This window comes from Humibacter ginsenosidimutans (assembly GCF_007859675.1).
In the GTDB taxonomy this organism is placed as follows: Bacteria; Actinomycetota; Actinomycetes; order Actinomycetales; family Microbacteriaceae; genus Humibacter; species Humibacter ginsenosidimutans.
Genome location: NZ_CP042305.1, coordinates 1,280,102 through 1,301,458 on the forward strand (window position 1 = coordinate 1,280,102; position 21,357 = coordinate 1,301,458).

Consider the following 21,357-nt stretch of genomic DNA (forward strand, 5'->3'; position numbering starts at 1 on the left):
CCAGCTCGATGCGGTATGGGTACCTGAGAGATTGTCGGGGAGGATTGCTCCTTCGGTGTCCGTTCGGGGGTGACCCGCGGACTCTCCCGCATCGACCGTGTGGCCCGGTCTTCTGTTGTGTGCACAGCCTATCGCGAGGACGGCGACGGAGGCGCGCGCCGATTCCGCGGCAGCCGGAGCGACCGAGGCCGCACCGGCTCGCGTCTCGGCAAGCCCATCGATCGAGCGGCTGCGGGCCGTAGTTCTGGTCACATCTACCCGAAGGTGTAGAATCACTTCTAGTCATTTGAACCTTAACTAGGCGGAAGCATGGACAACACGGATCGGGCGAGCGTGGGGCTCGCGGTGTCGACGGTGATCTTCGCGCTGCGCTCCGACGACCGGTTCGGTGCGGAAGGCGCGGTGCCCACGCTCTGGCTGCCGCTGGTGCGGCGCATCCGCGAGCCTTTCGAGGGCCGCTGGGCCTTGCCGGGCGGACCTCTCGGAGCGAGTGAGGGACTGGCGGATGCCGCGCGCCGCACCCTCGGCGACACCACGGGGCTCGCACCGCGCTACCTCGAGCAGCTCTACGCGTTCGGCGACCTCGACCGCTCCCCCGCGTCGCGCGTCGTCTCGATCGTGTACTGGGCGCTCGTCGGTTCCGACGAGGCGGCGCGCGCCACGGTGGGCCAGAACGTGCGCTGGTTCGCCGCCGATGAGCTCCCCGCTCTGGCCTTCGACCACAACCTGATCGTCGAGTACGCGCTCTGGCGGCTGCGCAACAAGATGGAGTACTCGCGCATCGCCCACGCGCTGCTCGGCGAGACGTTCACTCTGGCCCAGTTGCGCGAAGTGCACGAGGCCGTGCGCGGCAAGCGGCTCGACCCGGCGAACTTCCGCCGCGCCATGGAGTCGTCCGATTCCCTCGTCGACACCGGAGAGCGCCTGACCGGCACTCCGCACCGTCCGCCCAAGCTCTACCGCTACGACGACTCCGTCGACCTCGCCGACAACGGACCGCTCCCCCGGTCGTGAACGTCATCTGGCACTCGGCACCGCACGCTCAACACAGAAAGCAGCGACCATGACCATCACCGCATCAGTCGACAGAACCATCCAGCTGATCGGATCAGGCGAGGCGTCCGGCGAGACCTGCACGCCCGACCTGCTGGAAGCACCGTGGCAGTTCGACCTCGGCATGCCGTCGTACGGGCCAGGGGCGTCGATGGACGATCCGATCCCGGCCGACACGCCACGCCAGGGCGAACTGCCGCGAGAGTATCGCGACGCGTCCGCCGAGGAACTGGCCGAGCGCATCCGCGTCGCCAAGAACACGCTGGGCGAGCGAGTCATGGTGCTCGGCCACTTCTACCAACGAGACGAGGTGGTGCAGTTCGCCGACTTCGTGGGCGACTCGTTCCAACTCGCGAACGCGGCCAAGGCGCATCCGGAAGCCGAGGCGATCGTCTTCTGCGGCGTGCACTTCATGGCTGAGACGGCCGACATCCTCACCTCCGACGCGCAGAGCGTCATCCTGCCCAACCTCGCCGCCGGATGCTCGATGGCCGACATGGCCGACATCGACTCGGTCGAAGAGGCGTGGGAGCAGCTCATGGCGCTCTACGAGGGCGAGGGCAGGGCGGATGCCGGGGGCGCGGCATCCGTCATCCCCGTCACCTACATGAACTCGTCGGCAGCGCTCAAGGCGTTCTGCGGCAGGCACGGCGGCATCGTGTGCACGTCGTCGAACGCCGACACCGTGCTGCGCTGGGCGTTCGAGCGCGGCGAACGGGTGCTCTTCTTTCCCGATCAGCACCTCGGGCGCAACACGGCGAAGGCCATGGGCATCCCGCTGTCGGCGATGCCGATGTGGAACCCGCGCAAGCCGTTCGGCGGCAACGATGCGCAGACGCTGAACGATGCGAAGGTCATTCTCTGGCAGGGCTTCTGCTCGGTGCACAAGCGGTTCAGCGTCGCGCAGATCGAGCAGGCGCGAGTCGACTTCCCCGGCGTGCGCGTGATCGTGCACCCGGAGTGCCCGATGGACGTGGTGGATGCCGCCGATGAGTACGGCTCGACCGACTACATCACGAAGGCGATCCAGGCTGCACCCGCGGGATCGACTTTCGCCATCGGCACGGAGATCAACCTGGTGCAGCGGCTCGCTGCCGAGCATCCGGAACACACGATCTTCTGCCTCGACCCGGTGGTGTGCCCGTGCTCGACGATGTACCGCATCCACCCCGGATACCTCGCCTGGGTGCTCGAGGGCCTGGTGCGCGGCGAGGTGATCAACCGCATTCCGGTCGACGCCGACGTCGCCAGGCACGCCCGCGTGGCCCTGGAGCGCATGCTCGCCGCCAAGCCCGGCTCGACGATGGCCGCCTGAGAATGCCCACCGTGATCGTGGTCGGCAGCGGCATCGCCGGCCTCAGCGCGGCGCTCGCGGCGAGCGCGCGACACCGGGTGATTCTGCTCACGAAGGGCGCGATCGCCGAGAGCAACACGCGCTACGCCCAGGGCGGCATCGCGGCCGCGCTGTTCCCCGACGACAGCCCGGCGCTGCACGCCGCGGACACGATGCGTGCGGGTGCCGGCACGAACCTCGCCGCCGCGGTCGACCTGCTGTGCGCCGACGGACCCGAGCGGGTGCGCGAGCTGCTGGCGCGCGGGGTGGCGTTCGATCGGGACGGCGATCAGCTCGCCCGGGGCCTGGAGGCCGCGCACTCACGCGCCCGCGTGCTGCACGCCGGAGGGGATGCCACCGGTGCCGCGATCGAGGCCGCGCTGGTGCGCGCGGTTCTCGACTCCGACATCGCGGTGCGGCAGAACACCCGGCTCGACGACCTCGTCTCCGACGGTGGTCGTGTCGCCGGGGTACTGGCCAGCACGGACACCGGCGACAAGCTGCATCTGGCAGCCGACGCCGTCGTGCTGGCATCGGGGGGCGCCGGACAGCTTTTCGTGCACACCACCAACCCCGCCGTTGCGACCGGCGACGGTCAGGCGGCCGCGTTGCGAGCCGGTGCTGCCCTCGTCGATCTGGAGTTCTACCAGTTCCACCCCACGTCGCTCGCTGCGCCCGGCAACTTCCTCATCTCGGAAGCCGTGCGCGGCGAAGGCGCCGTGCTCCTCAACCGGGCGGGCGAGCGTTTCATGCGCGACGTGCACCCCGACGCTGAACTCGCACCCCGTGACGTGGTGGCAAGGGGCATCGCCGTCGAGATGGCCGCACAGGGTGGCGAGCCGGTGCTGCTGGATGCCACGGCACTGGGCGCGCAGACCCTCTCGCGCCGGTTCCCGAGCATCGCCGCCGCGTGCCGTGCGCACGGCCTCGAGTGGGGCAGGCATCCCGTGCCGGTGACGCCCGCTGCCCACTACTGGATGGGCGGGATCGCCACCGATCTCGCCGGCCGCACGTCGCTGCCGGGCCTCTACGCCATCGGCGAGGTCGCGTGCACCGGGGTGCACGGAGCGAACCGGCTCGCCTCCAACTCGCTGCTCGAAGGTCTGGTGTTCGCGCGCAGGGCGGTGGACGCGTTGCCCGACGGCCCCGACTGGAATGCCGACGCCGTCTGGACGCCGGCCCCGGCCGACACCGTGCAGACGATCGCGGCGTCGCGTCTCGAGCAACCGGCATCCGCGAAGGCCTCCCGACCCACGCCGTCGTCGCTTCGCACGCCCGTAGCATCAGCCGGCGAGACGGCGGCATCGACGCGGCGGGAGCTGGGGGCCGCGCTCTGGGAGGGTGCGGGCCTTCAGCGTTGCGCCGAGGGACTCGAGACAGCCGCACGCCGCATCGATGAGCTGTCCGCCGGCGTCATCCAGGCTCGCGTTGAAACGACACTGACACCGACACCGACGGCCGACGCGCGCGATGCGGCCGAGACGCGCAACCTGCTCGAGCTCGGTCGCGCGCTCACCGTCGCCGCCCTTGCCAGGCGAGAGTCGCGCGGCGCGCACTTCCGCACCGACCACCCCGCGACGTCCCCCGGCCTCGCGCACCGCATCGCCGTCGTCGCCGAGAACTCCACCGTTCTCGAGACCACCGCCGCCTGAAAGGTTTCTCATGCTCACTTCTTCTGCGATCGACACCGTTGTGCGCGCCGCCCTGCTCGAGGACGCCCCATGGGGCGACGTGACCTCCGAATCCCTGATCCCGCAGGACGCCGTGGCGCACGCCCGGCTCACCGCCCGGGAGCCCGGCGTGCTGAGCGGCGCCGCCGTGTTCGCCGCCACGATGACGGCGGCCGACCCGGGCATCCACACCGACTTTCGACTCACCGACGGCGACCGTTTCGAGGCCGGGGACGTGCTGGCCGTCGTGGCAGGACCCGCCCGTGGAGTGCTGCGCGGCGAGCGGGTCGCCCTCAACCTCGTGCAGCGCATGAGCGGCATCGCCACGCTCACCGCCCGCTTCGTCGCCGAGGTCGCCCACACGAAGGCGCGCATCGTCGACACCCGCAAGACCACCCCGGGTCTGCGCGCCCTGGAGCGGCATGCCGTGCGCAGCGGGGGCGGACACAACCACCGCTTCTCGCTCTCCGACGCCGTGATGGCGAAGGACAACCACCTCGCGATCCTCACCGCACAGGGACTGAGCGTCACCGAGGCGCTGCTCGAGGCGCGTTCGAGGCTCTCCCACACGACGCACGTGGAGGTCGAGGTTGACCGCGTCGACCAGATCGAGCCTGTGCTCGCCGCCGGAATCGACACCATCATGCTCGACAACTTCACGCTCGACCAGCTGCGCGAGGGCGTGGCCATCGTCGCCGGCCGCGCGCTCGTGGAGGCCAGTGGCAACGTCACCCTGGAGACGGTGCGCGGCATCGCCGAGACGGGCGTCGACATCATCTCGTCGGGGGCGCTCACCCACAGCGTGCGATCCCTCGACCTCGGGCTCGACATCGACGTGAGCGCTGCGTGATCTATCTGGATGCCGCGGCCACGACGCCCGTGCGCCGCGAGGTGCTCGAGGCGATGTGGCCGTACCTGACCGGGGAATTCGGCAACCCGTCGAGCCACCACACCGTCGGCGAACTGGCGGCAAGGGCGCTGGCGGATGCACGTTCATCACTCGCCACCGCCCTCGGCACCCGCCCGGGCGACATCGTCTTCACCTCGGGCGGAACCGAGGCCGACAACCTGGCCGTCAAAGGCATCGCGCTCGGCAACCCACGCGGTCGGCACATCATCACCACCCCCGTCGAGCACGAGGCGGTGCTCGAGTCCGTCGACTTTCTCCGTCGCCACGAAGGCTTCGACGTCGACACCGCTCCGGTGGACACCACCGGCCGGGTCGACCCCGAGGCCTTCGCCTCTCTGCTGCGTGACGACACCACCCTCGTCAGCGTCATGTACGCGAACAACGAGGTCGGCACGGTGCAGGACATCCCCGCGCTGGCCGCCATCGCGCGGCAGCGCGGCGTGCCGTTCCACTCCGACGCGGTGCAGGCGGCGGGCTGGCTCGACTGCGACGTGCGCCACCTCGGCGTGGATGCACTCAGCATCGCGGGACACAAGATCGGAGCGCCGAAGGGGACTGGCGCGCTCGTGGTGCGCGGCGGCATCCCCCTCGAGCCCGTGCTGCACGGCGGCGGTCAGGAACGCGGCAGACGCTCCGGCACGGAGAACGTCGCGGGTGCCGTGGCCCTCGCGACCGCTGTGACCCTGTGCGAGCGCGACCGCACCGAACGCGCCCGGCATGCCGCGGGGGCGCGCGACGCGTTCATCGCCGCCGTGCTCGACGGGGTGCAGAGCGCGCAGCTCACGGGACACCCGGTCCATCGCCTGCCCGCCACCGCGTCGTTCGTGTTCCAAGGCACGAGCGGGGGAGGCCGTGCTGCTCGAGTTGGAACGGCGCGGTGTCGTCTCGTCGAGCGGGTCGGCCTGCGCGGCGGGCAGCGACGAGGCATCCCACGTGCTGCTCGCCCTCGGGTATCCCGAGCGGGTCGCCCAGACCGCCGTGCGATTCTCCTGGGGTTCGGACATCACCGTCGAGCAGCTGCTCGAGGTCGCCTCCGCGGTGCGGGATGCCGTCGCCGCTGTCGGTTCGCTGTCGCGCTGAGTGCCCCACCACACGGCACGCATCGCCGGCATGCGTGTTCGGCCGTTGCCGTTCGTGCCACGGCACCGGCCGTGCCTGCGCGAGAGCCGGCCGGCGTCGTGGCGGAGGATCAGCCTCCCGAGCAGTGCGGCCGGCAGGTGCGCTGCGAGATCGCGTCCACCAGAACGGTGCCCAGATCCTGCGGCTTCAGCGCCTGGTACACGCCGCCGTTCGTCGCATCGGCGATCTGCTTCATCGCGGCCTGGTCGGTGTCGGGACCGAACCCGATCATGATGACGGGCACCGGCTGGTTGATGCTCTCGATCGACTTGAGTTGCCCCACCAGGTCGGACAGCGAGAGACCGCCCGCCGGGTCGTCGTTCTTGCCGTCGGTGATCACCAACACGGAGCTGGCCATGCCTGGCACGTAGTTGGCCTGCATGTTCTTCACTGCGGCGAGCACGGAGTCGTACAGCGCGGTGTCGCCCTTCACCAGCGACGGAAGCGAATCGATCACCCGCGTGATGTCGGCCGCGTGTTGGGCATCGCCGATCGGCGCGACGGGTGTGAGCTGTCGCCACGGTTGCGAGCCCTGTTGGAAGGTGGAGAACGCCCACACGCCGAGCTGCGACTGCGGCGAGAACATCGACACCGCGCTGGCCGCCGCCTGTTGGAAGATGCCTATTCGGGTCAGGCCTCCGCCTGCGTCCTCGTCCATCGACCCCGAGACGTCGACGAGCGCCAGCATGCGTCCGTGCATGGTCATCGTCGACCACTCGTGCAGCATGTCGACCTGCGTGGCGAGGCCGCCCGGTGCTGCCGTCGAGTACTTCTTGAGGATGCCTGCTGCCTCGATCGTGCCCTGCCCGAGCCCGGAGCGGAATCCGCCCTCCGACAGATGCTTCTGATCGGTCACGAACGCGCTCTCCAGCGCCGTCATCAGGTTGTCCTTGACCTGATTGCCGGTCGAGTGGCCCGCGAGGCGTACGAACGGGAAGGCATCTTCGTCGGTGCCGCCGTTGGGATAGATCGCGAAGAACTGCGTGTCGGGATCGGTCTTGTTGTGCTGGTAGACGGCCTGCTCCGTGGTGATCACCACGGTGGGCGTACTTGCGCTGGCAGCCTCGTCGAACGCTTTGGCCGGCGTGGCAGGGATGTTCTTGCCCAGCGAGACCAGCGCGGCATCGAACGCGAACGAGCTGCCGGTGGGGGCATCCTGATTGATGCGGCTCAGCGCGAGAAGGCTCGCCCCGTTCGCCTCCGGGTCGGGCAGCAGTGCGTTGAAGCTGCCGGAGTAGAGGCTCGTCCACGACGGCTTCTGCGCCGCCAGCGCCGATGCCTGCTTCGCGGGCGCCGCGAACACGAGCGGAGTGGTGGCGACGTACGCCTCGAAGACCTCGTTCGGTGCGTCCCGCCCGAGTGAGAGCGAGGTGGCTGCCACGCGGCTCTGCCATCCCGGCGAGTCGGGGACCCACACGTCGGCGTTCACATCGCCGCCCGCGGCCACGATGGATGCCGTGTCCGCCGAGTCCTGTGTGCGCACCGTGGTCTTCACGCACGGCGTGACGACGTCGAAGGAGTTCGCCGCCGCCGTGAGCACGGGCGCGATCTTCGGGTCGGCGACGACGCGGATGGTGGTGGGGGTCGAGCATCCCGCCGCATCTGCCGGCGAGGGGAGGATGCCCTTCAGATAGCCGCCGGCCCATGCCGCCCCGCCGATCGCCACGAGGATCACGGCGACGGCCCCGGCGATCACGCCGAAGAAAAACCGCTTACGGGAGCGGATGCCGCCTGGGGTGCGCGACGGAGTCGGTGCGTGAGGATGCGCAGGGGCGCTGTGTCGTCCCACTCGTACTCCATCGTCCGGTCAGGCCACCCCCGCCTTCACTCTTACTCTCACCGCTTCCCCTCGAAGCGATGACGGTGCCAATAGCATACCCGACCGAATGGTTCACGCATGTTCGGTGTGACCCGCAATGCAGCGGAAGGGACAGGATGGCCATATGACGGCTTCCGACATCATTCCCGCCGACCTGCTCGCGCTCCTCGAGGAGCCGAATCCGGGCTTCCTCGGCACCATTCGACCCGACGGCACGGTTCAGGTGAACCCGATGTGGTTCGAGTTCGACGGAGAGCACATCAGGTTCACGCACACGACGAAGCGACAGAAATTCCGCAACCTGCAGCACAACCCGTCGATGAGCCTGGCCGTGGTGCGCGACGGTGATTTCTACCGGTATCTCGAGGTGCGGGGCAGGCTCGTCGAGGTCGTGCCCGATCCGGAGGGCGAGTTCTACGTGCGCCTCGGCCGTCGCTACGGCGAGGCCGACACGCAACCGCCTGCCGATCGCGCGGATCGCGTTGTGCTCGTGATGAGCGTGGAGCGCGCGGTCACGAACTGATCGGCTGCGGTCTGTTCCCTCACTGGTGCACGAGCGCCTTGAGCAGCGCGATCACAGCGCCGAACGCCGCGCTCACCAGCGCGCTGCCCATCCGCACCCAGAAGCTCGGCGTCCACCGTGCGACGGCCAACCAGCCGAGTACGCCGAGCAGTACGGTGTCGACGGCGAGCGCCGTCAGGATGGCGGCGTCGTCGTCGATGACGTGGCTCACGCCGAGCAGCAGGATGAGCAGCGGGATGACTGAGGCGACGAGCATCCCGATCGATCGTTTGGCTGCGGCGAGCGCGCTGATCCAGAGGTCGCCATGCCCCTGCCGTGTGGCCAGGTGCGCGATGGTGCCCGCGTAGACGTGCGCCGCGAAGAAGACGACGACGGTGATCGCCACCGTGACGAGCGCATTGGCGGAGGTGCCGACCAGGCTGTTGCTGACCACGATCATGCCCGTCACGAGGATGAGCCCGTAGACCGCCTCTTCGGACATCACGAGGCCGAGGATGCCCGCCCGCTCGTTCGTCTCGACCTCCCCCGTGGTCGGGCTCTGCTCGCCGGGAGTCGGCTCCCCCGCCGGGTCGGGCGCGCTCACAGGATCACCCCGTCGGTCTGGCACGCCGGGCAGTATTGCGCTGTCGTGCCCGCGAATGCGAAATCGCGGATCGTGTCATCGCAGTCCGGACACGGCTCCCCCGCCTTGCCGTGGACCTTCATCGCGGCGATCTTCGCGGACTTGAGTCGGTCGAGCGGGATGCCGCTGCGCGCCGACACCGCGGTGCGGATCACCCCCACGGTCTGCCGGAACAACCTCTCGAGCTGATCTGCGGTGAGCGCCGATGCATGCGAGACGGGGTTGAGCCTGGCCGCGTAGAGAATCTCGTCGGAATACGCGTTGCCGATGCCCGCGATCGACTTCTGCTCCTGGAGGATGGCCTTCAGCTGCTTGCGCCGGCCCGCGAAGGACCTGTCGAAGTCTGCCCGCGCGTACGTCGGGTCGGCCGGGTCGGGACCGAGCGCTGCCACGGACGGCACGTCGTTCGGGGCGCCGACGACCCACGTCGCGAGCGAGACCCAGCTGCCGGAGTCGGTGAGCTCCAGGCCGAGGCCGTCGTCGAAGACGAGGGTGACGAGCGCGGGGGCCGCAGTACCGGGAGCGCGCGCACCGGCATCCTTGTCGCCATCGGCTTCTTCATCGCGTCCACGCGTGTGCACCGATGACCAGCGCGCCCAGCCGTGTCTGCCGAGCGAGACGACGAGGTGCCGGTCTGCGAACACCACGTCGACGTACTTGCCGTGGCGGGTGACTGCTGTGACTCGGGCATCCACCAACGAGGAAGGCTGCTGCGACCGCGTCTTCACGACCTGGTATTCGAGCACGTCGACGGCGGTGAGGGATGCGCCGCGCAGGCGCGCGTCGAGCTCGTCGGCGAGCGCCTGCACCTCGGGTGACTCCGGCATGCTCCGATCGTGCCACGGGGCGACGACATGCACGAGAGCGAGGCGCACCGGATTGCGGCGCATCGCCATCAGGAGGACCCGGTCGTTCCATCGCCACGGTTCCATGACGACGCCCATCCGTGAGATGCGCAGTGACTACGTCTCGACAAAGGGCAGCGGCTCGAACGCCGGGCACGGGTCCGAGCGCAGCCGACCGTACGTGTCGACGTCGATGCGCTCTCCGTCGATGAGGAACTTGCCGCGCTCGGTGCCCTCCTTCACGAATCCGGCATGGCGCGCCACCGCGCCCGAGGCCGGGTTGTTCACACGATGGCCCAGCTCAAGGCGTTCCAGCCCTCGCACCGTGAGCGCCCAGTGTGCGACCGTCGCTGCCGCCCTGCTCGTCCAACCGCGCCCGCGCGCGGCATCCGTCATCCAATACCAGAACCACCCGTTGCGGTTGGCCTGGTCCACACTCACGCAGACGAGGCCGACGAGTGTGTCGCCGTCAGCGACCGCCCATGCCTCATGGGGCGAGTCGGGTGCGATGAGGCGATCGACGTATGCTTCAGCTTCCGCCTGGCTCGACACGTCACCCTGACGCGCCATGTCGGAGTTGGATGCGAACGCGGCGAGCACGGTGGCCGCGTCCCTCGCGTGCAGCCGACGCAACGTCGGCGATGAGCCGATGCTCACGCCGCCTTCAGCGGGGTGATCGCGGCAACCTGCTCGGCGCCCAGGTCCTCCGCGAGCTCCAGCTCGCACCGCGTCTGCGGGGTGAGAGCGCCGCCTCGGCGAGTCGGCGGAGAGAGCTTCTCAGTCATGGCTTCTCCTCGGTGATGGTCGACGATCTGGACGTCCTCTGGCCGTCTGCGTCAGCGGTCGTGATGGTCTCAACCCTCCTCTGCGCACTCAGCCGAGGGCGGCGCGGATCGCCTTGCGCGGGCCCGAATCCCCCGCCGCCACGTCCCACGCACGACCCACGGCGTCCTCGGTCTCCAGCACGGCGACCGCAACGGCGGCGGCATCCGGCACGGGGATTTCTCCCAGCGGCAGAGAATCGGCGACCGCGACCCGATTACTGCCGATCCGGTCTGTCACCGTGCCGAACCGAAGCAACGTGGACGCCAGGTCGGCGGGGAGATCCGCGAACACGGAGGCACTGGCCGGGGTGGAGAGAAGAACGGCGCGTCGAACCCCGCTGACACCGGCAGCCTGCAGTGCGGCCGTGCCCGCGGCCCGCGTCATGACCGGCCAGCCCTCCTCGCCGACGTCCACGGTGCCGAGAACCATCGCATCGGCATCATGGAGCGCTGCGTCCCAGGCCCCGCGATCGTCGCCCGGCCACGGAAGGCTCGCGAGGCCGAAGCTCCGTCTCAGGTCATCGACCGACGTCGCCGGAGTCCCGACGAGAACGGCCGCATTCCCGCGCGCAATCAACGAAACAGCAACGTGCATGCCGAGTTGCCCCGCTGCGACCACGACCTTCGACATGCGTTCATGCTATTGGCAGGCCCGACGCGGGCCAGAGGCTAGCTCGAGAACCGGAACTCCACCACGTCGCCGTCCTGCATGACGTAGTCCTTGCCCTCGAGGCGCGCCTTGCCGTGGGCGCGGGCCTCGTGCACGGAGCCGAGCTCGACCAGGTCGTCGAACGAGATGACCTCCGCCTTGATGAAGCCCTTCTCGAAGTCGGTGTGGATGACCCCGGCGGCCTGCGGCGCCCTCCAGCCCTTGTGGATGGTCCACGCCCGCGACTCCTTCGCGCCTGCGGTGAGGAAGGTCTGCAGGCCGAGCGTGTCGAACCCGATGCGGGCGAGCTGGTCGAGCCCGCTCTCCTCCTGGCCGGTGGATGCCAGCAGCTCGGCGGCATCCTCGGCGTCGAGGTCGATCAGCTCCGACTCGAGCTTGGCGTCGAGGAACACGGCCTGGGCTGGCGCGACGAGAGCGGCGAGCTCGGCCTTGCGCGAGGCATCCTGCAGCACGGCCTCATCGACGTTGAAGACGAAGATGAACGGCTTGGAGGTCAGCAGCCCGAGCTCCCTGATCGGCGCCAGATCGAGCGTGGTCGCCGACAGCAACACGCCCCTCTCCAGCGACTCGCGCGCGGCGACTGCCGCCTCGAGCACCGACGGGTCGAGCTTGCGGCCGCGCACCTCCTTCTCGTAGCGCGTGATCGCCTTCTCGAGCGTCTGCAGGTCGGCGAGCATGAGCTCCGCGCCGATCGTCTCCATGTCGTTGGCCGGGTTGACCTCACCGTCGACGTGCACGACGTCGGAGTCGGCGAATCCGCGCACGACCTGCGCGACGGCATCCGCCTCACGGATGTTCGCGAGGAACTGATTGCCGAGGCCCTCTCCGGTGGATGCCCCGCGCACGATCCCCGCGATGTCGACGAAGCTCACCGTGGCGGGCACGATCTTCTCCGAGTGGAACAGGTCGGAGAGCGTCTGCAGGCGGGAGTCGGGCAAGTTCACCACGCCGACGTTGGGCTCGATCGTCGCGAACGGGTAGTTCGCCGCGAGCACCTGGTTCTTGGTCAGGGCGTTGAAGAGGGTGGACTTGCCGACGTTGGGCAGGCCGACGATGCCGATAGTGAGAGCCACGGGCATCCATCGTATCCGGCGATGGCGACTCAGCTCAGCAGCGGATACAGGCCCCGCAGATCTGTCACGACGGCGTCGGCGTGCTGGTGCGGCTCCAACGAGCCGATGCCGGATCGGTCGAGCCAGACCGCTGCCATGCCTGCAGCATGTGCGCCGACGACGTCCGCCGAGCGGCTGTCGCCGATGTGCAGCGCGGCCGACGGCTCCGCGCCGAGGGCGGAAAGGGCCGTCTCGAAGATCTCGGGACGTGGCTTCTCGATTCCGCGGTCACCGGAGACGACGATCGCGTCGAACGCCGTCGTCATGCCGACGGTCTCGAGCTTCGCACGCTGGAACTCGCTCGGACCGTTCGTGATCACCGCGACGCGGATGCCGCGCTCACGCAGACCGTGCACGACCTCGATCGACTCGTCGTAGAGCCGCCACGATTCCCGCTCCAACTGTTCCTGAAGGCGACAGGCCTCAGCGACGGAGTCGGCGTCGACGATGCCTGCGTCGCCCAGCACCGCGGTCCAGACCAGGCTCGAGATCTCCTGCAACGGCGACTCGCCGCGGCACCACGCCACCTCCCAGTCGCGCCAGACGGCCTCCGCGTGCCTCCGGTTCGAGGCGCGGAGGTCTTCGGCGACCAACCCGGGGTGCCGCCCCGCCAGCGACGTGGCGACGGTGTCCATGATCGACATCAGGTGGTCGTCGCGCAGCAGAGTTCCATCGAGGTCGAAGCAGACCGCGTCGATGCCGCTCACGGCCGCACGTACCGGAACGCGAGAGTCACGTAGGGCAACTCGATCGTCTCGAGGCCGACGGTCTGCGGATGCGTGTCGATCAGCTGGCCGACCGCGGCGATGGTCTCGCTCTGCTGTTCAGGGCCCATCACGGCGAAGTAGCTGCGTGAGCGAACCAGGTCGAGCAGCCCCTCGCGGGTGAACGGCTGCGACCACTCGAACTTCGCCCGTTCCGGCTCGCCGAACGGCGCGAAGACGCGCGGGTTCTCATCCATGCCCTCGGTGTACTGGTCGCCGTCGGCGTGCATCGCCACGCCCAGCTCGCGCACCCAGTCCACGCGCTCATCCCGGAAGTTCCAGATGAGGCCGAGCGTGCCGCCCGGCTTGAGCACGCGGCCGACCTCCGCAGAGGCCGCCGGCGGCTCGACCCAGTGCCAGGCCTGCGCGAACGTGACGGCGTCGACGGACTCGTCGGGCAGCGGCATCCGCTCCCCCGTGCCGATCAGCGTCTCGACACCGGGCACGCTCGATCGCAGCACGCTCAGCATCTCAGGCGACGGATCGACGGCGACCACCTCGCGGCCGTCCGCGACCAGTGCACGCGTCAGCTTGCCCGTGCCCGCACCGACGTCGACCACATGGCGCTGGTCATCGCGAACGAGCCAGGTGACGGCATCCGCCGGATAATCGGGCCTTGATGCCTCGTACACGTCGGCGACACCGCCGAATGACCGAGCGTGCTCGAGCTTCTCTTCACGCGACTGCATGTCGTTCACACTACGGGCTCGTCCTCCGCCGCGATCTCGCGTGCCTCGTCGGCGAGCTGGTCGCCCTGGATGCCCGCGAATTCGTCGTCGAGATCGGTCGCCGCCTGCTGGAACTGCGCGTTGTACAGCCGGTAGTAGGCACCCTTCGCGGCGATGAGCTGCTCGTGCGTGCCCTGCTCGACGATGTCGCCGTGCTCCATCACGAGGATGAGATCGGCGTCGCGGATGGTCGACAGGCGGTGCGCGATCACGAACGAGGTGCGCCCCTGGCGCAGGGCGTTCATGGCGTGCTGCAGCAACAGTTCCGTGCGGGTGTCGACCGAGCTCGTCGCCTCATCGAGGATGAGCACGCTCGGCTTGGCCACGAACGCGCGTGCGATCGTGATCAGCTGCTTCTCGCCCGCGGAGACGTTCGAGGCATCCTCGTCAAGCTCCGTGTCGTAGCCGTCGGGCAGCGAGTGCACGAACCGGTCGACATACGTCGCCTCAGCCGCCTGCTGGATCTCAGCGTCGGTGGCGTCCGCTCGGCCGTAGCGGATGTTCTCCCTGATCGTTCCGGCGAACAGCCATGGGTCTTGCAGCACCATCCCGGTCTTCGCGCGGATGTCGTGCCGCGTGAGGTCCGCGATGTCCTGCCCGTTGAGCAGGATGCGCCCGCCGTTCAGCTCGTAGAACCGCATGATGAGGTTCACCAGCGTGGTCTTGCCCGCGCCCGTCGGTCCCACGATCGCGACAGTCTGCCCGGGTTCGACCCGGAACGACAGGTCCCTGATCAGCGGACGGTCCTGGCTGTACGAGAACGACACGTGCTCGAACTCGATGGTGCCGTCACCCGCGGCAGGCGCCGGAGCGTCGTGCGCATCGGGTTCCTGCTCCTCCTGGTCGAGCAGCTCGAACACGCGCTCCGCCGACGCCGTACCCGACTGCACGACCGCCGCCATGCCGCCCAGCTCCGACAGCGGCTGGGTGAACTGCTGCGAGTACTGGATGAACGCCTGCACATCGCCCAGCCGCAGCTGGCCGCCGGCGACCATCAGAGCGCCGAGCACGGCGATGCCGACGTAGGTGAGGTTTCCGACGAACATCATCGCCGGCATCATCGTGTTCGACAGGAACTGCGCCTTGAAGGATGCCTGGTACAGCTCCTCGTTCTCGGCCCGGAACGCGTCGCGCGAGCTCTTCTCCCGGCCGAACACCTTGACCAGGGCGTGCCCGGAGAACGACTCCTCGACGCGTGCGTTCAGCCGGCCGACCTTGCGCCACTGCACGCTGAACGCCTTCTGCGAGCGCGGACCGATCACGCCGAAGATGACGCCCATCAGCGGCAGCGTGACGAGCGCGACCAAGCTGAGCTGCCACGAGATCGAGAACATCATGACGAGCACGCCGATGACGGTGAGCACGCTGGTGATCGCCTGCGACAGCGACTGCTGCATCATCTGGGTGATGTTGTCGATGTCGTTGGTGACCCGGGAGATGAGCTCGCCGCGCTGCACGCGGTCGAAGTAGCTCAGCGGCAGGCTGTTGATCTTCGCCTCGACCTGCTCGCGCAGACGCCACATCGTGCGCACCATGATCACGTTGATGACATAGCCCTGCAGCCAGCTAAGCACCGACGACGCGCAATACAGCGCCAACACGATGACGAGCACCTGGCTCAGCCGCACGAAGTCGACGCCCTGCCCGGGAACGAGGTCTTGCATCGCCTGCACGATGTTCGCGAAATCGTGCTGGCCGCTCTGATTCAGGTGATCGACCACCTGCTGCTTCGTCGCACCCGCCGGCAGCTGCTTGGAGATGACGCCCTCGAACAGGATGTTCGTGGCCTCGCCCAGCACCTTCGGCGCGATCACCGTGAGCACGACGCCGATCGCGCCGAGCAACGACACGAGCACGAACGCGACGGCGTTCGGCTTGAGCAGTCCGATGAGCCGGCGGAACGACGGCCCGAAGTTGGAGGCCTTGCCCGGCGCGACCCCGCCGCTCCAGTCATCCGCCGACAGCCTCGCCTGCTCGGCCAGCTCGAGCTCGAGCTTCTCCTCCGCGGTGAGCTCCTTCGTCGTCGCGGCCTTCTTCTGGCCGTTCTTCGCGGCGCTCATCGGCCCGCCTCCACTCCGAGCTGGGATTCCACGATCTCGCGGTAGGTGTCGTTCGAGCTCAGCAGCTCGTCGTGCGTGCCGAGGCCGACCATGCGTCCGTCGTCGAGCACGACGATGCGGTCGGCGTCGGTGATGGTGGAGACGCGCTGGGCGACGACGATCTTGGTCACCTCGGGAAGCTCGCGCCACAGGGCTTGCCGCAGTCGGGCATCCGTCGCCAGGTCGAGCGCGGAGAAGGAGTCGTCGAACACCAGGATGCGCGGCCGGTGCACGATCGCCCTCGCGATCGCCAGTCGCTGCCGCTGGCCGCCCGAGACGTTCGTGCCGCCCTGGGCGATGCGCGCGTCGAGGCCGCCTTCCATCTGGGCCACGAAGTCACTGCCCTGAGCGATGGCGAGCGCCTGCCACAGTTCGTCGTCAGTGGCCTCCTCGCGGCCGAAGCGCAGGTTGGATGCCACCGTGCCGGTGAACAGGAACGGCCGCTGCGGCACCAGGCCGATCGTCTGCCAGAGCGCGGACAGGTCGGCCTCGCGTACATCGACGCCGTTGACGCGCACGGCGCCCGCCGTCACGTCGAAGAGTCGCGGGATCAGGGAGATCAGCGTGGTCTTGCCCGCGCCGGTCGACCCGACGATGGCGACCGTCTCGCCTGGCGAGGCCGTGAAGCTGATGTCGGAGAGCACCGGGTGCTCGGCGCCGGGGTAGGTGAATGAGGCATCCGCGAACTCGACGGCTCCGCCGGACGGAAAGGCGGAGATCGGATGCTCTGCCCTGCCCAGCGAGGAGTCGGTGGCGAGCACCTCGCCGATGCGCTCGGCCGAGACCGCGGCGCGCGGGATCATCATGGTCATGAAGCTCGCCATCATGACTCCCGAGAGGATGATCATGACGTACTGCATGAAGGCGAACAGCGTGCCGATCTGCACCTCGCCGGCGTCGACCTTTAGGCCGCCGAACCAGATCACCCCGATCACCGTGACGTTGAGGATGAGCATGACGGCCGGGAACAGCAGCACGAAGAGCGAGCCCACCCTGCGGCCGACCGTCATGATGTCGGTGTTGGCCTCGCGGAACCGCTCTTCTTCGATGGGTTCGCGCACGAAGGCTCGCACGACGCGGATGCCCGTGAGCTGTTCGCGCATCACGCGGTTCACCGCGTCGAGCTTCTTCTGGTAGCTGCGGAACAGCGGCACCATGCGGCTGATGATGAGCACGGCGACGACCAGCAGCACCGGCACCGCCACGGCGATCAGCCACGACAGGCTGAGACTCTGCCTCAGCGCGAGGATGATGCCGCCGATGGCGAGCAGCGGCGCAGACACCAGGAAGGTGGCCGACATCATCGCCAGCATCTGCACCTGCTGCACGTCGTTGGTGTTGCGCGTGATGAGCGACCCTGGCCCGAACGACGACACCTCGCGCTCCGAGAACCCGGAGACGCGATCGAACAGCTGGTCGCGGATGTCGCGGCCCGCGCGCATGGCCGCCTTCGCGGCGAAATAGGTGGCGATGATCGACGCGACGATCTGGCCGAGCGAGATGACCAGCATGAGCGTGCCGGTATGCCAGATGTAGTCGGTGTCGCCTTTGGAGACCCCGTTGTCGATGATGTCGGCGTTGAGGCTAGGCAGGTACAGGCTGGCGAGGGCCGACGCGAACTGGAACACCAGCACACCGACCAGCAGCCATTTGTACGGCTTGAGTGAACGGACGAGAAGTTTGAACAGCACAGAAGACTCCGTGGGATGCTTTGCGTCGGCACGCGGCTGCGCCTGAATGCCGGAGGGATCGTTACATTGTGAGCCATGCCGCCGACACCGCGGTGAATCCGCGGAGATCGGCTCGAAATCTCGCGATATATCGCGAAGGTTCAATCACGATATATCGCGAATTCGGCAATCGCAAGCCCGTCCCGGTCATCCACTCCCACTCTGCTCGAACGCGCAGCGCGTCGGGGCCACGCCGACCTCGTGCACGGGAGCCCACCGGGAAGGTGCGAGCATGGCTGCGTGCCACTGGACTTCACCGCCATCGACTTCGAGACCGCGAACTCCAGCAGTGCGTCCGCGTGTTCCGTGGGCCTCGTGAAGGTGCGCAGCGGACGAGTGGTCGACAGTGCGAGCTGGCTGATCAAGCCGCCGCCCGGGCACGACGCCTTCCTCGAGTGGAATGTGCGCATCCACGGCATCCTCGCCCGCGATGTCGCTACTGCCGCGGGCTGGGGCGAGCAGCTCGACGATCTCGTCTCCTTCGCGGAGAACGACACGCTCGTGGCGCACAACGCAGGATTCGACATGGGCGTGATCCGTGGGGCGTGCGCGGCCACGGGCATCCGCTGCCCCCGCTTCGACTACGTGTGCAGCCTGCAGGTGGCACGCAAGACGTACGTTCTCGACTCCTACCGGCTGCCCGTCGCGGCGATGGCGGCGGGATTCGAAGGCTTCAACCACCACGAGGCGTTGGCGGATGCCGAGGCCTGCGCCGCCATCATCGTGCACGCCGCGTCTCGGCACGGGGTCGACACGATCGCCGGCCTCGCCGACGCGGTGCCGGTGCGCGTCGGACACATCGGCGAGCTCGCCGACGCGGCCTGAGCCCGTTTCGCTTTCTGCGCCGTTCCGGACGTGTGCGCCCGGCGCACCGGCGGAGAACGTCCGGAACGGGTGCACGTTCAGGCGGGACGTCGTGCGGGGCGGCGCGAGCAGGGCGGGGCGCGTCGGCGATGTCGGCGGTGGCTGAGACCATCGGAACATGGACGTTCTCTTCCTCATCATCGGGCTCGTGGTCGGCGCGGTCGCCGGAGTGTTCGGCGGCGTGATCCTCGCGCGCAGGCAGGCTCCCGTCGACGGCGACGTGGTGCGCGAAGATCCGGCCGTGATCGCCGCCAAGCACACGGCCGACATCGAGCGGGTTCGCGCAGAGAATGCCTCGCAGCTCGCCGGCGTCCAGTCGCAGCTCGCCGCGTCACAGGCGACGATCACGAACCTGCGCGAACAGGGGACGAAGGCCGAAGAGCAGTTCCGCGAGCAGATCCAGGCGCTCCGCGACCAGCAGCGTTCGACGCAGGAACAGCAGCGGATCGACCAGGCAGAGCGGGTCGAACGCGAGAAGCGCGAAGCGCAGGTGCTGCAGGCGCTCGCCCCGGTGCGCGCGACGCTCGACGCCATGCAGCGCAAGGTCACCGAGCTCGAGCAGCAGCGCAGCCAGCAGTACGGCTCGCTGTCCGAGCAGCTCAAACAGGCGCACCTCTCGGACGAAGCGCTGCGTGCGACCACCGAGTCGCTGGCGAGCGCGCTGCGCTCGAACAACGTGCGCGGTGTGTGGGGTGAGACCCAGCTGCGCCGAGTCGTGGAGGCCGCCGGCCTCACGCAGCACGTCGACTTCGAGACGCAGATGAGCATCACGTCCGATGCCGGCGCCGGCCGACCCGACATGGTCATCCAGCTGCCGGGCGGCAAGTCCATCGCGGTCGACGCGAAGGTGCCGTTCGACGCGTACCTCGAGGCGAGCCAGATCCCGGTCACCGCGGTCGGCGAAGAGGGCGCGCGCCGCAAGCAGCTGCTGGAGAAGCACGTCAAGGCGATGCGCGGTCACATCGACGCGCTGGCCAAGAAGACGTATTGGGAGGGCCTCGCCGCGAGCCCCGAGTTCGTGGTGGCGTTCGTGCCAAGCGAGTCCCTGCTCTCCGCGGCCCTGGAGGCAGATCCGACGATCCTCGACTACTCGTTCGGCAAGCGCGTCGCCCTGGCGTCGCCGGTCAACCTGTGGGCGGTGCTCAAGACCGTCGCTTACACGTGGCAGCAGCAGGCGGTGAGCGACGAGGCGAAGCGCCTCTTCGACCTCGGCAACACGCTCTATCAGCGGCTGGGCGCACTGGCCGGCCACGCCGACGGGCTCCGGCGCGCCATCGAACGCACCGTCGACAGCTACAACAAGTTCGCGGCCTCGCTGGAGTCTCGAGTGCTCGTCACCGCTCGCCAGTTCCCCGGAATCGACGAGACGAAGCTGATCGACGAGGCCGAGCCCATCCACGCCACGCCGCGCAAGCTCACCGCACTGGAGCTCGAATCGCCCGCCGTCGAACCGGTCGCGCTGAACGGCTCCGACACCACCGAAGAGACCCGCGAACTGAGCGCCTGACGGCGCGCGAGCCGAGAGAGTCGCCTCACCACCACTTCGAGACGGGGTGCTCGGCGCTGATGCGCCGCACCGTTCCCGACTTCGAACGCAGCACGATGCTGCTGGTGTGGATGATCGGTCCGTCGCGGCGAACGCCGTCGACGAGGCCGCCGTCGGTCACCCCGGTGGCGACGAAGATCGTGTTGTCGCCTGCCACCAGATCGTCGAGCTCGTAGACCCGTCCCGACTCGAGGCCGGATGCCTCTGCTTTCGCCCGCTCGTCCTCGTCTCGCGGCGCGATCATGGTCTGCATGAAGCCGCCGAGTGCCTTGATGGCGCACGCCGTCGTGATTCCCTCCGGGCTGCCGCCGATGCCGACGCACACGTCGATGCGAGTGCCTGGGCGAGCCGCGTTGATGCCTCCGGCCACGTCGCCGTCGAGCAGGAGTCGGGTGCCGGCGCCAGCATCCCTGATCTGCTCGATGAGCTCGGCGTGCCGCGGCCGGTCCAACACCGCGACGCGGAGGTCGCCGACCTCGCGGCCCGTGGCGGCGGCCAATGCTCGCAGGTTCTCGCCGATCGGACGGCGGATGTCCACGACGCCGTGACCCTCCGGACCCGTGACGATCTTGTCCATGTAGTACACGCTCGAGGCATCCAGCATCGAACCGCGGTCGCTGACCGCGATGACCGACAGCGCGTTCTGGCGCCCGGCCGCCGTGAGCGACGTGCCGTCGATCGGGTCGACCGCGATGTCGCACGCAGGTCCGTCGCCCGTCCCCACGCGCTCGCCGTTGAAGAGCATCGGCGCCCGGTCCTTCTCGCCCTCGCCGATCACGACGGTGCCGTCGAAGGCGACCGTCGCGAGGAACGCCCGCATCGCGTCGACCGCCGCGCCGTCGGCATCGTTCTTGCGCCCCTTGCCGATCCAGGGCGTGGCCCTGATCGCCGCAGCCTCGGTCGCGCGCACGAGCTCGAGCGCGAGGTTGCGGTCGGGAGTCAGCGCATTCCGGGTCGCCGGCCCGAGTTGCTGCTCTGCGCCGGCGGCGGACGGGGGGGACGGTGATCGTTGATGTGCTCACACTTCAACGATCCGCTCTATTCGATGCTCTTTCGCCATGAATCCGAACGAATGATTCGCAGTTCTTCACGAAAGGTGAAGTCTCACGACTGCAGACCAGCGCCT

General features: G+C 68.7%; 19 protein-coding genes, 1 pseudogene and 1 riboswitch. Of the genes and pseudogenes, 8 read left to right on the plus strand and 12 right to left on the minus strand.

All coding sequences use genetic code 11. The features are described 5' to 3' along the window. Window position 1: 1 nt before the first annotated feature. Window positions 2-99: riboswitch (glycine riboswitch) on the minus strand. A gap of 210 nt (window positions 100-309) precedes the next feature. The 5 genes and pseudogenes from FPZ11_RS06085 (at window position 310) to FPZ11_RS06105 (ending at window position 6,046) form a co-directional block, all read left to right on the plus strand. Then, window positions 310-1,014, plus strand: coding sequence for an NUDIX hydrolase (locus FPZ11_RS06085; protein WP_146319236.1), 705 nt, complete (start codon window positions 310-312; stop codon window positions 1,012-1,014). Window positions 1,015-1,063: 49 nt separating this feature from the next. Next, window positions 1,064-2,368, plus strand: coding sequence for a quinolinate synthase NadA (gene nadA / locus FPZ11_RS06090; RefSeq protein WP_146319238.1), 1,305 nt, complete (start codon window positions 1,064-1,066; stop codon window positions 2,366-2,368). Between the two features lie 2 nt (window positions 2,369-2,370). Then, window positions 2,371-4,038 carry an L-aspartate oxidase gene (nadB, locus tag FPZ11_RS06095; RefSeq protein ID WP_146319240.1) on the plus strand — a complete coding sequence of 556 codons (1,668 nt, stop codon included), beginning with the start codon at window positions 2,371-2,373 and terminating at the stop codon, window positions 4,036-4,038. A 10-nt stretch (window positions 4,039-4,048) separates the two neighbouring features. Beyond that, window positions 4,049-4,906: a carboxylating nicotinate-nucleotide diphosphorylase gene (gene nadC, locus FPZ11_RS06100; protein WP_146319242.1), complete on the plus strand. Its 858-nt coding sequence runs from the start codon at window positions 4,049-4,051 to the stop codon at window positions 4,904-4,906. Continuing rightward, window positions 4,903-6,046: pseudogene (locus FPZ11_RS06105) on the plus strand (cysteine desulfurase family protein). Before nadC ends, FPZ11_RS06105 begins: the two are co-directional and overlap by 4 nt. Before the next feature lie 109 nt (window positions 6,047-6,155). Here FPZ11_RS06105 and FPZ11_RS06110 read toward each other — a convergent pair. After that, window positions 6,156-7,874, minus strand: a complete 1,719-nt coding sequence (locus FPZ11_RS06110; RefSeq protein WP_146319244.1) for a VWA domain-containing protein — start codon at window positions 7,872-7,874, stop codon at window positions 6,156-6,158. A gap of 154 nt (window positions 7,875-8,028) precedes the next feature. Here FPZ11_RS06110 and FPZ11_RS06115 point away from each other — a divergent pair, with 154 nt between their 5' ends. Beyond that, entirely contained in the window at window positions 8,029-8,427 is a 399-nt protein-coding gene (locus FPZ11_RS06115; protein ID WP_146319246.1) for a PPOX class F420-dependent oxidoreductase, read from the plus strand. Window positions 8,428-8,446: 19 nt separating this feature from the next. Here FPZ11_RS06115 and FPZ11_RS06120 read toward each other — a convergent pair whose 3' ends face one another. From FPZ11_RS06120 to FPZ11_RS06160, 10 genes are all read right to left on the minus strand, one after another. Further along, window positions 8,447-9,010, minus strand: coding sequence for a hypothetical protein (locus tag FPZ11_RS06120; protein WP_246846559.1), 564 nt, complete (start codon window positions 9,008-9,010; stop codon window positions 8,447-8,449). Beyond that, entirely contained in the window at window positions 9,007-9,876 is an 870-nt protein-coding gene (locus FPZ11_RS06125) for a DNA-formamidopyrimidine glycosylase family protein (RefSeq protein WP_146319248.1), read from the minus strand. The genes FPZ11_RS06120 and FPZ11_RS06125 overlap by 4 nt, the downstream gene beginning before the upstream one ends. Before the next feature lie 135 nt (window positions 9,877-10,011). Then, window positions 10,012-10,551: a GNAT family N-acetyltransferase gene (locus FPZ11_RS06130; protein ID WP_146319250.1), complete on the minus strand. Its 540-nt coding sequence runs from the start codon at window positions 10,549-10,551 to the stop codon at window positions 10,012-10,014. Next, window positions 10,548-10,679, minus strand: coding sequence for a hypothetical protein (locus FPZ11_RS20065; RefSeq protein WP_302849661.1), 132 nt, complete (start codon window positions 10,677-10,679; stop codon window positions 10,548-10,550). Before FPZ11_RS20065 ends, FPZ11_RS06130 begins: the two co-directional genes overlap by 4 nt. An 88-nt stretch (window positions 10,680-10,767) precedes the next feature. After that, window positions 10,768-11,349: an NAD-dependent epimerase/dehydratase family protein gene (locus FPZ11_RS06135; RefSeq protein ID WP_146319252.1), complete on the minus strand. Its 582-nt coding sequence runs from the start codon at window positions 11,347-11,349 to the stop codon at window positions 10,768-10,770. A 38-nt stretch (window positions 11,350-11,387) separates the two neighbouring features. Beyond that, complete coding sequence (ychF, locus tag FPZ11_RS06140; RefSeq protein ID WP_146319254.1) at window positions 11,388-12,461, minus strand: redox-regulated ATPase YchF; 1,074 nt, start codon at window positions 12,459-12,461, stop codon at window positions 11,388-11,390. A 29-nt stretch (window positions 12,462-12,490) separates the two neighbouring features. Then, complete coding sequence (locus tag FPZ11_RS06145; protein WP_146319256.1) at window positions 12,491-13,207, minus strand: HAD family hydrolase; 717 nt, start codon at window positions 13,205-13,207, stop codon at window positions 12,491-12,493. Continuing rightward, a complete protein-coding gene (locus tag FPZ11_RS06150) occupies window positions 13,204-13,953 on the minus strand; it encodes a class I SAM-dependent methyltransferase (protein WP_146319258.1) in 750 nt (249 codons plus the stop codon). Before FPZ11_RS06150 ends, FPZ11_RS06145 begins: the two co-directional genes overlap by 4 nt. A 5-nt stretch (window positions 13,954-13,958) precedes the next feature. Next, entirely contained in the window at window positions 13,959-16,052 is a 2,094-nt protein-coding gene (locus FPZ11_RS06155; RefSeq protein WP_146319260.1) for an ABC transporter ATP-binding protein, read from the minus strand. Then, window positions 16,049-17,782, minus strand: coding sequence for an ABC transporter ATP-binding protein (locus FPZ11_RS06160; protein WP_146319262.1), 1,734 nt, complete (start codon window positions 17,780-17,782; stop codon window positions 16,049-16,051). The genes FPZ11_RS06155 and FPZ11_RS06160 overlap by 4 nt, the downstream gene beginning before the upstream one ends. A gap of 279 nt (window positions 17,783-18,061) precedes the next feature. Between FPZ11_RS06160 and FPZ11_RS06165 the strand changes: the two genes are divergently transcribed. Both FPZ11_RS06165 and FPZ11_RS06170 read left to right on the plus strand, forming a co-directional pair. Beyond that, on the plus strand, window positions 18,062-18,646 hold the full coding sequence (locus FPZ11_RS06165; RefSeq protein WP_146319264.1) for an exonuclease domain-containing protein: 585 nt from the start codon (window positions 18,062-18,064) through the stop codon (window positions 18,644-18,646). Window positions 18,647-18,803: 157 nt separating this feature from the next. After that, window positions 18,804-20,192, plus strand: coding sequence for a DNA recombination protein RmuC (locus tag FPZ11_RS06170; RefSeq protein ID WP_146319266.1), 1,389 nt, complete (start codon window positions 18,804-18,806; stop codon window positions 20,190-20,192). Window positions 20,193-20,217: 25 nt separating this feature from the next. On the opposite strand, the gene glpX is transcribed toward FPZ11_RS06170, so the two are convergent. Further along, a complete protein-coding gene (glpX, locus tag FPZ11_RS06175) occupies window positions 20,218-21,174 on the minus strand; it encodes a class II fructose-bisphosphatase (protein ID WP_146319268.1) in 957 nt (318 codons plus the stop codon). Window positions 21,175-21,357 lie beyond the last annotated feature (183 nt).

Excerpts from the sequence above, each read along its gene's own strand:
- FPZ11_RS06150 (WP_146319258.1), bottom strand. The coding sequence starts at position 13,953 with ATGCAGTCGCGTGAAGAGAAGCTCGAGCACGCTCGGTCATTCGGCGGT.
- FPZ11_RS06115 (WP_146319246.1), top strand. The coding sequence starts at position 8,029 with ATGACGGCTTCCGACATCATTCCCGCCGACCTGCTCGCGCTCCTCGAG.
- FPZ11_RS06135 (WP_146319252.1), bottom strand. The coding sequence starts at position 11,349 with ATGTCGAAGGTCGTGGTCGCAGCGGGGCAACTCGGCATGCACGTTGCT.
- FPZ11_RS06085 (WP_146319236.1), top strand. The coding sequence starts at position 310 with ATGGACAACACGGATCGGGCGAGCGTGGGGCTCGCGGTGTCGACGGTG.
- FPZ11_RS20065 (WP_302849661.1), bottom strand. The coding sequence starts at position 10,679 with ATGACTGAGAAGCTCTCTCCGCCGACTCGCCGAGGCGGCGCTCTCACC.
- FPZ11_RS06170 (WP_146319266.1), top strand. The coding sequence starts at position 18,804 with ATGGACGTTCTCTTCCTCATCATCGGGCTCGTGGTCGGCGCGGTCGCC.
- FPZ11_RS06125 (WP_146319248.1), bottom strand. The coding sequence starts at position 9,876 with ATGCCGGAGTCACCCGAGGTGCAGGCGCTCGCCGACGAGCTCGACGCG.
- nadA (WP_146319238.1), top strand. The coding sequence starts at position 1,064 with ATGACCATCACCGCATCAGTCGACAGAACCATCCAGCTGATCGGATCA.
- FPZ11_RS06155 (WP_146319260.1), bottom strand. The coding sequence starts at position 16,052 with ATGAGCGCCGCGAAGAACGGCCAGAAGAAGGCCGCGACGACGAAGGAG.
- nadB (WP_146319240.1), top strand. The coding sequence starts at position 2,371 with ATGCCCACCGTGATCGTGGTCGGCAGCGGCATCGCCGGCCTCAGCGCG.
- nadC (WP_146319242.1), top strand. The coding sequence starts at position 4,049 with ATGCTCACTTCTTCTGCGATCGACACCGTTGTGCGCGCCGCCCTGCTC.